The organism is Bartonella sp. AS69XJJH (assembly GCF_042195585.1).
Classification (GTDB): domain Bacteria; phylum Pseudomonadota; class Alphaproteobacteria; order Rhizobiales; family Rhizobiaceae; genus Bartonella.
Genome location: NZ_JBHIOO010000015.1, coordinates 25,371 through 39,171, shown reverse-complemented (window position 1 = coordinate 39,171; position 13,801 = coordinate 25,371). Strand labels below are relative to the sequence as shown.

Below are 13,801 nucleotides of genomic sequence, written 5' to 3'. Positions count from 1 at the left end.
TAGCAGACTTCAAAGAAACATTAGAAACATTGTGCGAAGCGTGCTTTATAGAGAAATGTTAGAAAATCCTATTCCCTCACTTTTATTTATGTATCCCGTACTTTAAAAAAGATTATAAAGATCAATTGATTATATAGATCAAAATAAAGTTTGTTACTCCTGTTTGGCAGATTAATTTTAAATTTGGTAGTTTCAGGAGAAGATTTCTATCAACTATAGTCCGCTCTCTGATTAAGATAAGAATATCTATCTCTTTGAGCTTATCTTCTAAATCACATTCTTTAGCTAAATTATTGATAACCAGCACTTCATGCGATTTCATTAATTTTGTAATAGACTGTAATGTTAGGGTGGCTTTTTGATAGTCATCTGGAATTAATATTTTCAATTTAAACCTCCCGTTTCATTCATCAATATTTGAGCTCATTATTTCATTTCTAAAACAACCAAAAAGCAATCTTACTGCTGATATTTTGACATAACGCTAAGCCTATTAACAAATTATACCTCTTGATTTCATTGTTATTTTTAGCAATAAGAATGGTATTAATCAGTTCGTTTTTATAAACTTTAACACATTGCGACAAAAAGAAACAGTTTGACGCAATAGATGAAGAATTGCGCTTTTCTCATATTCTAGAGGACGGATTTGAAGTGCTATGCTGGACTGAAATCCATGTTCCAGTTTCTTATAATAAACTACCAAGAAGGCCATACTTACGAATCATATTTTATTGTCGAAACAGAAAAAGCTCCATATTTGTGCGAGAGAAAGCGTGCTTCATATAAGTTGTGGTGTCTCTCTATTATTCGTTAAGATATAACTTGTTTGTAGCATAAAGAGTAAATTTATTAAAATCATGATAAGAGGGAGATAGGAGCTTTATAGGTGTATCATCATAGGATTAAGTCGTTTTGTTGAGAGCTATTTCTATTTCTGCCAAAAGGTTTTTGATATATTTAATTATTATTTCGTAATAGTGGATATACTTTATTTTTATGTGCAAGAAAGCTGATTGATTGTGTAAAATAGTATTCATAAAACTACATCATTCTTATCCTGTTAAGGACATTTTTTCTAGCGAGGGTTTTGCAATTGCAATGCTCTTTTTCTCATTCTAAATTTTGCTTAGAAAAAGCGTATATAGGTGTTATTTTAAATTTAAGATATGCATATTCCATTGTTGGTGTTACTGTTGTAAAAGATGATATTTTATCTGATAAGTATAAGGTGTTACAAAGAAGATCGATGTATAGATAAAATTTAGATTGTTACAATATCTTGAAAAAGCAATGGGTAAATAATTGATAATTGTGCTACGAAAGTTGTTAGGTGGGCGTGTGTCAGCAATTCTTAATAAAAAAGTTTTTCTTGATAGTCGTTTTTTTCAAAATATTGCTCTTTTTATGCAAATCGTATGTTGGTAAGTTATGCAGTTTTCACCGGAACAGGATAGTGCATTGAAGGCTGTTGCCGCGTGGTTGAAGGAAGGGCGTTCTCCGCTTTTTCGTCTCTTTGGCTATGCGGGGACGGGCAAGACAACACTTGCTCGTCATTTTGCTGAAACAGTTGATGGTTCTGTTCAGTTTGCTGCGTTTACCGGTAAAGCAGCGCAGGTTTTACGCTCTAAAGGTGCAAGCAATGCTTGTACTATTCATTCGTTGATTTATTGTCCACGTGGAGAAGAAGAAGTTTCCGATGAAATAACAGGAAAGAAGTCTATTGCTCCAACATTTACATTAAATCGAAGAAGTGCGGCTGCACAAGCTAAACTCATTATTGTTGATGAGTGCTCGATGGTAGATGAAAAATTGGCGCGTGATTTAATGAGCTTTCGGACGCCAATTCTTGTTCTGGGTGATCCAGGTCAATTGCCTCCTATATCAGGTGGGGGATTTTTTTCCAATGGAGAACCAGATTTTCTTCTTTCAGAAATTCATCGGCAAGCGCGAGATAATCCGATTATACGTCTTGCTATGGATGTGCGTGAAGGACGCGATATTGCTTATGGTGACTATGGAGAAGCGCGCGTTGTTACACGTAAAGAGGTCAATCAACAATTGGTTTTAGATGCTGATCAGGTATTGGTAGGGGTTAATCGTACGCGCTATCTTTATAATCAGCGTTTGCGTGTGTTGAAAGGATTTACAGCAGATTATCCACAAGCAGGAGACAAGCTGGTGTGTTTGCGAAATGATCCTACTAAAGGTTTGTTGAATGGCTCTTTATGGAAGGTTATGACTTCACAGAAAGAGACTGTTAAACCAAGTATTAATCTTCTTGTAAAACCAGAAGAAGGTGAGCGTGGTGTTGCAAAGATTAAACTGTTAAAAGCAGCGTTTGAAAACCCTGATCAAGAAATTTCATGGCAATTAAAAAAGCGATATGATGATTTTGATTATGGGTATGCATTAACTGTTCATAAAGCGCAAGGTTCTCAATGGAATAACGTTGTTTTGTTTGATGAAAGTTTTGCATTTCGTGATATGTATGCGCGTTGGCTTTATACGGGAATTACGCGCGCAGCAGAACGTTTAATGATTGTTCGATAGAAGAAATATGTATATCATCTAAGTTTCAGATGGAAAATGCCTTTTTTCTATCTTGTTACACACTATAAAAAAATGGAAATGGGCATGGCGGTAAAACTTTCGGTTAATCTTAATGCTGTTGCTGTTTTGCGTAATCGACGTAATCTTCCGTGGCCAAGTATCACGAATATTGGGCATATAGCGCTTGCTGCTGGAGCAGCAGGTTTGACGGTTCATCCACGCCCTGATGAAAGGCATATTCGTTTTTCGGATTTGCCAGATATATACTCTGTAATCAAGAACAATTTTCCTACAGCTGAGTTTAATATTGAAGGTTATCCCAGTGATCAATTTTTGGATATAGCAGAAAAGTATGCTGATCAGATTACCCTTGTTCCGGATGATCCAGATCAGTCAACGTCTGATCATGGTTGGAATTTTGCTCATGATGCAGAGTTTTTAACACCTATTATTCAGCATTTGAAAAAAAGAAAGATTCGTGTATCACTTTTTGCTAATCCTACTAGCGATGGTCTTGATATTGCTAAAGCAATAGGGGCTGATCGTGTGGAATTTTATACTGGGCCTTACGGTGGTGCATTTCAGGACAAAACAACACAAATTCAAGAGCTCAATAAACTTGTTTTAGCGGCAAAAAAAGCCAAAGAGGTGCAATTAGGTATCAATGCAGGTCATGATTTGACGATTGCTAATCTTCCTGCTCTTGTCAAAAATATTCCTTGGCTTGATGAAGTTTCTATTGGCCATGGGCTCATTGCTGATGCATTAGAGTATGGAATGCATGAGACTGTTCAGCGTTTTATCCGGTTATTATCGTAATCTTTTTTTCTCTATAAATTGCAAGAGAAGTTTTTATAAAGCTTTGCCAGTTTATCTTAAAAAATAATATATGTTTAGATAAATAGCACTATTAGCGTGCATTATAAATATTCTATTGTTGCTCTGTTTATTGGGCACTTTCTATCTTTTGTTTTTGAGTGTATGCGATGCTTTTTACTTGTACCAGTCTATTGTAAGGAAGTTTTAAAATCTTGCTACTATAATTTCTTTGAAGGGAGAAGAAATAGGGTTTTGAAAGTATTTTCCTTGTAAAGGAGTGCGTAGAGTTTTAATGGATCAATACACAAATTTTCTTGATGTTTGAGCTCATTTTACGGATTATCTGTAAATAGTATAACGTAAAATCTTCATGGATGATATGAAATCTATTGCTATCATCCTTTTATTTGCTCATTTAATGTTGTGGCAGCTTTTACAGTGAGATAATTTATAAGAAATATTTTTATCTATGTGCAATGCTGATTTTGTCATATAAGGTTTTTGATGATTTCATCATGAACAGATTTAAAGTCAGAAAATGCTTTTTATGAATAGGTTTAATGCAATAAGAGCTGTCAAATAGAATGATGATATCGACTTGTAGCTTTATGAAGTGAAGAGAGTAATGTGTAATAAACCTCAGACTATTATAGGGGATTCTTGAAAAAGGGCTCGAGCACATTAAAGTTTTTTATAAGGTGCCGTAAATGAATAATATAATGGCAGTATGGGGGTATTCTTTTTCGCGTGAGAGGCGTGGATATTAAAGAACGTAAAAAGTAAAAAAACTCCTCTCTATTATTCTAAAGACATTGTTGTATATGATTTTGAAGGTTGTATTAAAACAATACTTGTTATTTTGTAATTTTTCTTGCTATCCATATTGATTTGGTTCATGTTAAAAATTGTATATTGTATCTTAATTTTTAGAATATAGTGTTTTGTTGCACGATAGAAGAGTAAAATATTAGTAGATATATTTTCTTTAGAAATCTTGTTTTGTGTAATTAGATTTTTTGTAAAACGGCAGTTGAAGTTTATTTGGGGATCTGTATATGTTTTGGGAATGTTTGGGGACTACAGTTTTTTCTATGCAATATGTAAACTTTAAAATCATTCAATTGCTGTGTTCTTATAAGAGGTGTTTTTTGCCTTTATAAGTGTGTGATGCCCTGAAGATAATGTTTCTTATTGAATAAAAATAATCTGAAATCCAGTTTAAATAGAGAAAGAAGGAAATTTCTTATGCGTGTTTATTATGATCGTGATGCGGATGTTAATCTCATTAAAGGGAAAAAAGTAGCCATTGTTGGTTATGGTTCTCAAGGGCGTGCGCACGCTTTAAATTTGAAAGATTCCGGTGTTAAAAATGTGCAAATAGCTTTACGTTCAGGGTCGGAGACAGTTAAGAAGGCTATGGCCGATGGTTTTGAAGTGGTGAGTGTTGCTGAAGCGGCAAAATGGGCAGATCTCATCATGATGGCAACACCAGATGAATTGCAAGCTGATATTTATAAGGAACATATTCATGATCATTTACGCGATGGGGCAGCGATTGCTTTTGCGCATGGTTTGAGCATTCATTTCGGCTTGATTGAACCTAAAAAAAACGTTGATATTGTGATGATTGCTCCTAAAGGTCCAGGGCATACAGTTCGTCATGAATACCAACGAGGTTGTGGTGTTCCTTGCTTAATAGCGGTGGCGCAAGATGCTTCAGGGCATGCACATAATGTAGCATTATCTTATGCATGTGGACTTGGTGGTGGACGTGCTGGGGTGATTGAAACAACATTTAAGGAAGAGTGCGAAACTGATCTTTTCGGTGAACAAGCGGTTCTCTGTGGAGGTCTTGTTGAACTGATTCGAGCAGGTTATGAAACATTAACACAAGCAGGTTATGCACCGGAAATGGCTTATTTTGAGTGTTTACATGAAGTTAAACTGATTGTTGATCTTATGTATGAAGGTGGCATTGCAAATATGAATTATTCGATTTCCAATACGGCTGAATGGGGTGAATATATGTCTGGTCCACGCGTGATTACGGATGAAACCAGAGCAGAAATGAAACGTATTTTGAAGGATATTCAGACGGGTAAATTTACGTCAAATTGGATTCAAGAGTATAAAGCTGGTGCTGCTCATTTTAAAAGTATGCGGCGTTTAAATGATAATCATCCTATTGAAGAAGTTGGTAAAAAACTTCGTTCTATGATGCCTTGGATAAAATCTAACGCTTTGGTTGATAAAGAGCGTAATTGAAGATTCTACAGAGATATTTTATCAATAGCTTTTATAATTTGATAGATAAATATAAAAAAGGGTAACTAAAGTTACCCTTTTTTATATGTTTTTTGCAACATAAGCTTTATTTTTTAATTTTTTGCATAATTCTTTTTCCCAAAAAGAAAGTATACAATTCCTAAAAATATGAACCACGCTGGAGTGTATTTTAAAGCTATGGCAGTATCAGCTTCTAATGACAATAAATAAATAATGAATGCAAAGAAAACAAGAAGCGCCCAACACATAACAACACCTCCTGGCATTTTATAAGGAGAGACAGTATGCTGGAGAGGACGATTGCGGCGATAGACGATATAGCTGATCAAAATGATAGACCATACAAATATAAACAAAGTTGCGGCAATTGTTGTAACAATTGTAAAAGCAGCTATGAGTGTTTGAGATAATGATACAATTACATAGCCAAATAAGATGCATAAACATGAAAAGAATAATGCGTTGGCTGGAACGTGGTTACGAGAAAGTTTTCCTAAAAACTTAGGAGCGCCTTTTTGTGTTGCTAGCCCATATATCATACGGCTGGTAGAAAAAATTCCACTATTTGCTGAAGATGCGGCAGCTGTGAGGACAACAAAGTTCATCAAACCTGCAGCAGTTGGAATACCAATAAGTGCATACATTGTTACAAATGGGCTTTTTTCTGGACTGATTTGATCCCACGGCGTCACAGACATAATCACAAGAAGAGAGAATATATAAAAGAATACAATGCGGATTGGTATTGAATTAACAGCCTGTGGTAAAGCTTTTTGAGGCTCCTTTACTTCAGCAGCAGCTGTTCCAGCGAGTTCAATGCCAACAAAAGCAAAAATAACAATTTGAAATCCAGCAAAAAAGCCTGTAATTCCTCGCGGAAAAATATTTCCACCGTTCCATATATGGCTAAGAGAAGCAACCGTACCGTTTGGAGAGACAAAACCGGTAAAGATCATATAAAATCCTACAACAATTAAGACTAGAATTGCTACGATTTTGATAAAACCAAACCAAAACTCAAGTTCGCCAAATAGTTTTACGGCGACGAGGTTAAGAATTAAAAAGGACATAAGACCAATTATAACAGGAATCCACGAATTCAGTTCAGGCCACCAAAAGTGTGTATAAGTGACAATAGCAATAATTTCAGCAGTTCCAGTGACAATCCAACACAACCAATATGTCCAGCCGATAAAGAAGCCGGCACACGGCCCTAAAAGATCGGTTGAGAAGTCAATAAAAGATCGATATTGTGTATTAGAAAGCAATAATTCTCCCATAGCACGCATGACAAAGTATAGAGCACAACCAATAATTGCATAAACGAGTAGAATTGAGGGGCCTGCTACACTGATTGTTTTTCCTGATCCCATGAAGAGACCTGTTCCAATCGCTCCACCAAGGGCTATAAGTTGTATGTGTCGGTTATGTAGGCTACGTTGCAATTTCTTCTTAGGTTTTTTTTCTAAATTTTGTTTGTTCATTTTGGGGAAGTTCTCCTTAGTTATTTTTAAATAAAAATTACCCTAAAAAAGGTAATTCCTTCTATCGGAACACGTTATGGTTAAGGAGTAAAGGAATTTTTTTCTATGACTATATGTGAATAAAGCAAAAACATTATTAATTAATGGAATAATTATTTTATATATAAGAAACAAAATATAAATTATACTATATTTTTTTAATTTTTCATATTTTGTACATAATTTACAATAATAATATATAATATAAATTATATTATATATTATTATTGTTTGCATTTAAATAATAATTTATATTTATATATACTAATTTATAGTAATTTATTATATAAATATCTTTATATTTAAAACTATTTATTAAATAGATATTTATTTGTACAGAAAATTATAAATAAAATTGTAAATTTATTAAATATAAATATTTATATATAAATAAAATAAGTTTAAGTAGTTAAAATATATTTGAAATTTACTTTTAAATTTTTCTATTTGAAATTTATTTCAAATAGAAAAATATTTTCATAGAATATTTTTTTATTGCAGGTGTCTATTAAGATATATTTTGTTTAGAGCTGTATTGTTAATTTTGATAAAAAATTGAATATAAATTTTTTGAGGGGAGGGAGTTTTAGATAAAATCTCATGTTTTATTAGTAAATTAATGTCAGTGAAGTTTATAGAGAATTCTTTACAGAATAGCTCGTTTCTTATCCTATTATGCAGTAAAATACTGTTGTTTAGAGTAGTGATATAAAGCATATAACATTTTACACATTAAGTATTTTTAGAATGTGTAGTGAGTATTCAGGGCAGGGCTAGCCCATAGAGCCTTATGTAGGTAAACCATATAAATGGTCAGCAGCATTCTCCTTAACAAGCCGGATTGTTCACAAACCGGCGCTGATAGGAAACATCGTTTGTTGATGTGTGGGGAGGAAGTTAAGTAGAAAAAGGGTAACTAAAATTACCCTTTTGTGAGATGTTTTTATGTATAGACTTTATTTGTTACCTTGAGTCATTTTTTTCTTTACAAATGTAAAATAGGTTATGCCTAAGCAAATAAACCAGAATATACCGTATTTTAAAGCTGTTAGGGTGTCTTCTTCTAATGTTAACAAATAGAGCATGAAAGCAAAGAAAACTAAAATTATCCCACACACGATAACTCCTCCTGGCATTTTGTAGACGGATTCAGCATGCAAATGAGGGTGATTGCGACGATACACAATATAGCTAACCAAAATTACAGACCATACGAATAAAAATGCAATAGCTGAGATGCTTGTCACAATTGTGAAAGCACTTATGAGGCTTGGAGAAAGTGAGGCAATTGTATATCCTATTAAAATACATAAGCAGGAAAAGAATAGAGCATTGGCTGGAACATGGTATTTGGAAAGCTTACCTAAAATTGGAGGAGCACCTTTTTGTGTTGCAAGTCCGTATATCATACGGCTAGTCGAAAAAATACCACTATTTGCTGAAGAGGCAGCCGAGGTGAGAACGACAAAGTTTACCAAACCTGCAGCTATCGGAATACCAGCAAGCCAAAACATCGAAACAAAGGGGCTTTTATCTGGAACAATTTGATCCCAAGGTGTGACTGACATAATCACGATGAGAGAGAAGATGTAAAAGAGTACAATACGTACTGGTATTGCATTAATTGCTTTTGGTAGAACTTTTTTAGGATTTTTAACTTCAGCTGCAGTGGTTCCTGCAATTTCTATACCAACAAAAGAAAAAATGGCAATTTGAAATCCAGCAAAAAAACCTGTCATTCCTCGCGGAAAGATATTTCCATCGTTCCATACGTGATTGAGAGAAGCAACAGTACCATTGGGAGAAGTAAAGCCCGTAGCAATCATATAAAAACCAACAACAATTAATGCTAAAATTGCTACGACTTTGATAAGACCAAACCAAAATTCAAGTTCACCAAACAGTTTTACGGCAAAGAGATTAAAAATTAAAAAGAAACCAATGCAAGAAAAAACGGCAATCCATGGATTAAGCGTTGGCCACCAAAAGTGCATATAAGTGATGATGGCAATAATATCTGCAGCTCCAGTTACAACCCAGCTCAACCAATAGCTCCAGCCTACAAAGAAAGCGATTCCCGGTCCTAGCATATCGGTTGAAAAATCAATAAGGGACCGGTATTGTGTATTAGAAAGCAATAATTCGCCCATGGCACGCATGACAAAGTATAGGGCACATCCAATAATAGCATAAACGAGTACAATGGAAGGGCCTGCTACACTAATTGTTTTTCCTGATCCCATGAAGAGTCCTGTTCCAATAGCTCCACCGAGGGCTATAAGTTGTACGTGACGGTTATCTAGGCCACGTTGTAGTTTCATCTGAGGACCGTCTTTTAAATTTTGTTTATAGCTCATTTTTTGGGGGTTCCCTTTAATTATTTTGAGATTAAATTACACTAAAAAATGCATTATTCTGTATCGAAGCATGATATAAATGAGGTGTAAAGGAAAAAAACGTTTTTTATGATTTTATGTGGATAAAGAAAAGAATATGGTTTTGAAAAAAGAGAATGTTTTCCTTTTAAATAACGTAACAGATATTTGAATAGGGAGCTTTTTATTGTTATTAATAACAAATCAATGGTTCATTAAAAGACTTGGGGGCTTTTAAAATTATTTCAGAAAGTTGTCAGAAGTCTTTATAATTTTCTGAAATTTATTATTTACAATCAGTGCATTATTTGGTGTCATTCATAATGGTGAGAGTTTTAATTTTTGCTTAAACAGCGCTTGAGAGTTCTCATCTTAGTTTAAGAAACAGTTTTTAATGATAGACAATTGAAATGATTTTTTTGTTTGTGTGATGCTATCATAAATCAAAAAGTTACTTTTGTTTCATAAACGAAAAGAGGAATATCATAGCTCATTTCTTTTAAAATGATGAATAAGGATTTTGTTTAGATATTGATAACATTTTATAAAACATTGCGAGAAATTCACATTGTTTACACAAAAGTCCTTGAGACTATGATAAAAAAATGCAGCGTGACTCAGTTATACAAAGAAAAAAGGAACAGGGGATTGTATAAGCTCTGTTAGAGGTTGGGCTATTCATAGAGAGAGACAGAATCAGTAAAAGATTTCTCTATTAGCCTTGCAATTTGTTATCAAAAGATGAAACTATCTAAAGAAAATAAAAAAAGAGAACAGAGATAAAACTGTTCCTGTCGCGATATTAATCGAGCCTTTTACACGTTTCTTTTTTAAAGCGGTACTGGCAAATGATATAAAAATAGTCATTAAAGTAAACCATGCAAAGATATTGAAAGAATGTATTGTGACAAGTTCAAAGCCTTTTTTAATGCTACCACCAGAAGCTAAGAATTTTGGAAAAGCTGCTATGTAAAATATAGATACTTTGGGGTTTAGTATTTGTGTTAAAAAACCGTCCATATAGCTGGTGAACAGCTTTGTTTTACCGACGGCATGCTTTTCATTCGTTGATATTCTTTCTTTTGAATTTAAGCTGTGTATCCTAGCTTTAATTGATTTAAAGCCCATGTATAATAAATAGCAGCTTCCCATGAGTTTTACTAAAAAAAATAGCGTTTTGTTATTGAGAATGAGCGCTGATACACTTAGGTATGGAAAATGTCCCATGCACATATGTTGCTGTACACAATCCTAAAACATTCGTAAATGCGTTCTTTCTTCCCGATCTCGTTGCATTATCGATGATAAGGGCCATATTCGGCCCCTGTAAGATGACTAAAATTAAGTGAGATGACTAAAAAAATGAAACAATGAAAAAGGCCAGTATTTGATGATTCATTTTACTTTTAGCTCTGAAATTAATTGATTTTCGAGATACAATTCTATTCTGTCAAACTGAGAAAGTTTTCCGACACCCTGTGGAGTGCCTGTGTATATGAGATCACCACGTCTTAGCTGAATGTAGTGACTTAAAAATGATATTATCTTCTCAAAGCTAAAGATCATGTTTTTCGTATTGCCAACTTGTCTTGTTTCGCCATTGAGCTTCATTGCAAAGGTTATTGGGTTGTTTATTTTTTTCTTGTTTATGAAATCTGAAACGTATGCGGCGCCTTTAAATCCTTTCGATAAAAGCCAAGGAAGCTTTTTTTCTTTCAGTTTTGTTTGCAAATCCCGCGCTGTGAGATCAAGACCTATTGCTACGGCATCATAGCATTCTCCTGCTTTTGCCTCCATGACCATGAAAGCGTCCTTTGAGATTTTGAGCACAATTTCAGTTTCAAAATGTATTTCTTTTGAAAAATCAGGGAGATAAATTTCATTGCCTAAAACGAGTGAACTTTTGGGCTTGCTAAAGATAACGGGTTCATCTTCAATAACATTGCCTAGTTCATGAACATGTTCAACATAATTGCGTCCAACACAGTAAATGTCATTTATCATAGGAGCCCTCCAAATTTTTCATTTTCTCTTTGTATAGGCAAGAGAGAACTTTGCAAACAACATTTTTTCTTATATCGCGTTGTGCGTGTTCTGAAAAAGAAGTATTGTGTGGGTTGATGACTAACCATGATGACAGCTCTTAGCATTGTCTCTCTTTTGAAGAGTGCCCAATTTTACAGTCTTTGAGATTATTTTAATTTTGATTGCCAATTTCCTGAAATTATTTTATTACTTAAAGAGTGGTTTTGGTCGTCTACGCAGTGATCAGTAGGGTCTGAAAGCCCTGAAGTTCCATCATAAATGAGCCCACTCTGTGGGTGTCTCGGAATTATGGGATATCTTTCTATGTCTAGGTGCGATGAGCACTAAAAGCAAAAAAGCTGACTCGAACTCAGTACTTTCAGGCTTCCGGAATACTAATGCGAGGGCGCTCGCACCTGCACAAGTCCCCTTGCGTTTCTTTGCTGTATGTTCTGATACATAAGTTGGCAAGCGGCGTAAAACACAAGATGATGATGGGGCTGGTCTGGATGCATCTGATTTTGCCTTACCAGCTACCAACTGATGCTCAAAAGCTTTGAGAAAAAGCAAATGAAATGATCGTGGTCTTTTCAACTTATTATTCCATCCAAGTGATTTCAGATGCGCAAAAGAAATATGCTTTACCGGAATTTGATCTGATCATCTGTGATGAAGCCCATAGAACCACTGGGGCTTCATTGGGAACTGACGACAATGAATTTGAATTTATCAAGGTTCATAATAACAGCATTATGCGAGGTAAAAGACGTCTGTACATGACAGCAACCACAAAGATCTTTACGGATAAATGCCAAAAACAAGCCAATGAGATCAATGTCGTTTTGACATTCATGGATGATGAAGAACTCTATGGAAAAGAGCTCTATACCTATACTTTCTTTAAAGGCGTTAAGAATGAACTTTTAGCTCTCTATAAGATTATTATTCTGGGTGTTGATGAAGAGGAAGTCAGCCAATTCATGAAACATCTGATAACAGATGAGAATTATGAACTTATTCTTGATGGTAAAACCAAGATCATAGGCTGTTATCAAGCCCTTGCTAAAATAGATCTGAAGGTTGATTTGAGGATGACCCAAATCTTATGCGTCGGGCTTTAGCTTTTTGTAAAGATATCAATACGTTTAAGCATATCCGTGATAAGTTCAATTCTAAAGAAATACAGAAAGAATTGTATGATCTTCATAAGGTCCATAAAGATACGCCGTCTCTTCACTGTACTTTTGATCATATTGATGGAATACAAAGGCCAAAGAACGTAATAAAGCCCTTGATTGACTTAAGGAAGATGCGGGAGAGAATGTCTGCCGTGTTTTAACCAATGTAAGATATCTGTCTGAGGGGGGATGTTCTTGCTTTTGATGCCATCATGTTTTTACATCTCCGTAAAAGTCATGTGGATGTGATGCAGGAGGTGGGGCGTATCATACGTTGTGCAAAAGGAAAAAAGAGAGGTTATATCATTTTACCCGTTGGGGTACCTGCCGGTGTTTTTGCTCTTGAGATGCGTCCGTTTGCTTTTCTGATACATCCTTTAATCCGAGGACGTCCACGTTTTGTACGTTTTTTCTCTTTGTCATATTTTATCAATTAGAATGGGATAACATCATTAAGAGATGTGCTATGACTAGCTGCACCTGAAGCGATAGCATAACTTCGGAAAGTGATGGGTGAAGGGGTAGGGGGTGATGATTGATCTTTCTTGACATCAAGCAAATATAATTCGCCTTTGAATTGTGGTAAAACAATTTCTGTTGTACAATGTCCACCACCGTTTTTATCTTGCCATTTGCGTGCCTGTAATTTGCCTTCTACGTAAACCTTTGGACCTTTGTTCAAGTATTGAAGTGCAATTTTTGCTAAATGTGGATTAAAAATCACCACTGAATGCCATTCAGTTTTCTCTACTTTTTGATGAGTATTTTTATCCGTATAGCTCTCAGAAGTCGCTATACTAAAATTGACTATTTCTGCTCCAGAATTCATTGTTTTGCTTTCGGGATTAGCACCTAAACGCCCGATTAACATCACTTTATTTAGCATGTTTTTCTTACCTTAAATTTGTATTTTAATACATACAAAATCTTAGCGTGATTTGCTTATTTATTCAATTATTTCAAAAGGATATTATTGTTTTTTAACATATAAAATTATATTTAATATGCAAAAAAACATAAATAGTTCAGTGTTCATTTAAAA

At 34.6% G+C, this 13,801-nt stretch carries 9 protein-coding genes and 1 pseudogene; 4 read left to right on the top strand and 6 right to left on the bottom strand.

Annotated features, from left to right (window positions below; genetic code table 11):
• Nucleotides 1–121: 121 nt before the first annotated feature.
• Nucleotides 122–388 carry a hypothetical protein gene (locus tag ACFIK6_RS07280; protein WP_375642374.1) on the bottom strand — a complete coding sequence of 89 codons (267 nt, stop codon included), beginning with the start codon at nucleotides 386–388 and terminating at the stop codon, nucleotides 122–124.
• Nucleotides 389–1,431: 1,043 nt separating this feature from the next.
• Here ACFIK6_RS07280 and ACFIK6_RS07275 point away from each other — a divergent pair.
• The 3 genes from ACFIK6_RS07275 (at nucleotide 1,432) to ilvC (ending at nucleotide 5,637) form a co-directional block, all read left to right on the top strand.
• A complete protein-coding gene (locus tag ACFIK6_RS07275; protein WP_375642375.1) occupies nucleotides 1,432–2,553 on the top strand; it encodes an ATP-dependent RecD-like DNA helicase in 1,122 nt (373 codons plus the stop codon).
• Nucleotides 2,554–2,637: 84 nt separating this feature from the next.
• On the top strand, nucleotides 2,638–3,372 hold the full coding sequence (locus tag ACFIK6_RS07270; protein ID WP_375642376.1) for a pyridoxine 5'-phosphate synthase: 735 nt from the start codon (nucleotides 2,638–2,640) through the stop codon (nucleotides 3,370–3,372).
• Nucleotides 3,373–4,617: 1,245 nt separating this feature from the next.
• A complete protein-coding gene (ilvC, locus tag ACFIK6_RS07265; RefSeq protein ID WP_375642377.1) occupies nucleotides 4,618–5,637 on the top strand; it encodes a ketol-acid reductoisomerase in 1,020 nt (339 codons plus the stop codon).
• A 113-nt stretch (nucleotides 5,638–5,750) separates the two neighbouring features.
• Here the strand turns inward: ilvC and ACFIK6_RS07260 are convergent, their stop codons facing one another.
• From ACFIK6_RS07260 to ACFIK6_RS07245, 4 genes are all read right to left on the bottom strand, one after another.
• Nucleotides 5,751–7,142, bottom strand: a complete 1,392-nt coding sequence (locus ACFIK6_RS07260; protein ID WP_375642378.1) for an amino acid permease — start codon at nucleotides 7,140–7,142, stop codon at nucleotides 5,751–5,753.
• 995 nt (nucleotides 7,143–8,137) lie between these two features.
• Nucleotides 8,138–9,538, bottom strand: a complete 1,401-nt coding sequence (locus ACFIK6_RS07255; RefSeq protein WP_375642379.1) for an amino acid permease — start codon at nucleotides 9,536–9,538, stop codon at nucleotides 8,138–8,140.
• A 765-nt stretch (nucleotides 9,539–10,303) separates the two neighbouring features.
• Nucleotides 10,304–10,783, bottom strand: a complete 480-nt coding sequence (locus ACFIK6_RS07250; protein ID WP_375677504.1) for a LysE family translocator — start codon at nucleotides 10,781–10,783, stop codon at nucleotides 10,304–10,306.
• A gap of 168 nt (nucleotides 10,784–10,951) precedes the next feature.
• Nucleotides 10,952–11,560 carry a fumarylacetoacetate hydrolase family protein gene (locus ACFIK6_RS07245; protein WP_375677503.1) on the bottom strand — a complete coding sequence of 203 codons (609 nt, stop codon included), beginning with the start codon at nucleotides 11,558–11,560 and terminating at the stop codon, nucleotides 10,952–10,954.
• Nucleotides 11,561–12,002: 442 nt separating this feature from the next.
• Here ACFIK6_RS07245 and ACFIK6_RS07240 point away from each other — a divergent pair.
• Nucleotides 12,003–13,100, top strand: a pseudogene (locus ACFIK6_RS07240) (DEAD/DEAH box helicase family protein); the annotation flags it as partial.
• Between the two features lie 92 nt (nucleotides 13,101–13,192).
• On the opposite strand, the gene ssb reads toward ACFIK6_RS07240, so the two are convergent.
• Nucleotides 13,193–13,645: a single-stranded DNA-binding protein gene (gene ssb / locus ACFIK6_RS07235; RefSeq protein WP_375677502.1), complete on the bottom strand. Its 453-nt coding sequence runs from the start codon at nucleotides 13,643–13,645 to the stop codon at nucleotides 13,193–13,195.
• Between the last annotated feature and the right edge of the window lie 156 nt (nucleotides 13,646–13,801).

Excerpts from the sequence above, each read along its gene's own strand:
- ssb (WP_375677502.1), bottom strand. The coding sequence starts at position 13,645 with ATGCTAAATAAAGTGATGTTAATCGGGCGTTTAGGTGCTAATCCCGAA.
- ACFIK6_RS07245 (WP_375677503.1), bottom strand. The coding sequence starts at position 11,560 with ATGATAAATGACATTTACTGTGTTGGACGCAATTATGTTGAACATGTT.
- ACFIK6_RS07260 (WP_375642378.1), bottom strand. The coding sequence starts at position 7,142 with ATGAACAAACAAAATTTAGAAAAAAAACCTAAGAAGAAATTGCAACGT.
- ACFIK6_RS07250 (WP_375677504.1), bottom strand. The coding sequence starts at position 10,783 with ATGGGACATTTTCCATACCTAAGTGTATCAGCGCTCATTCTCAATAAC.
- ACFIK6_RS07270 (WP_375642376.1), top strand. The coding sequence starts at position 2,638 with ATGGCGGTAAAACTTTCGGTTAATCTTAATGCTGTTGCTGTTTTGCGT.
- ACFIK6_RS07255 (WP_375642379.1), bottom strand. The coding sequence starts at position 9,538 with ATGAGCTATAAACAAAATTTAAAAGACGGTCCTCAGATGAAACTACAA.
- ilvC (WP_375642377.1), top strand. The coding sequence starts at position 4,618 with ATGCGTGTTTATTATGATCGTGATGCGGATGTTAATCTCATTAAAGGG.
- ACFIK6_RS07275 (WP_375642375.1), top strand. The coding sequence starts at position 1,432 with ATGCAGTTTTCACCGGAACAGGATAGTGCATTGAAGGCTGTTGCCGCG.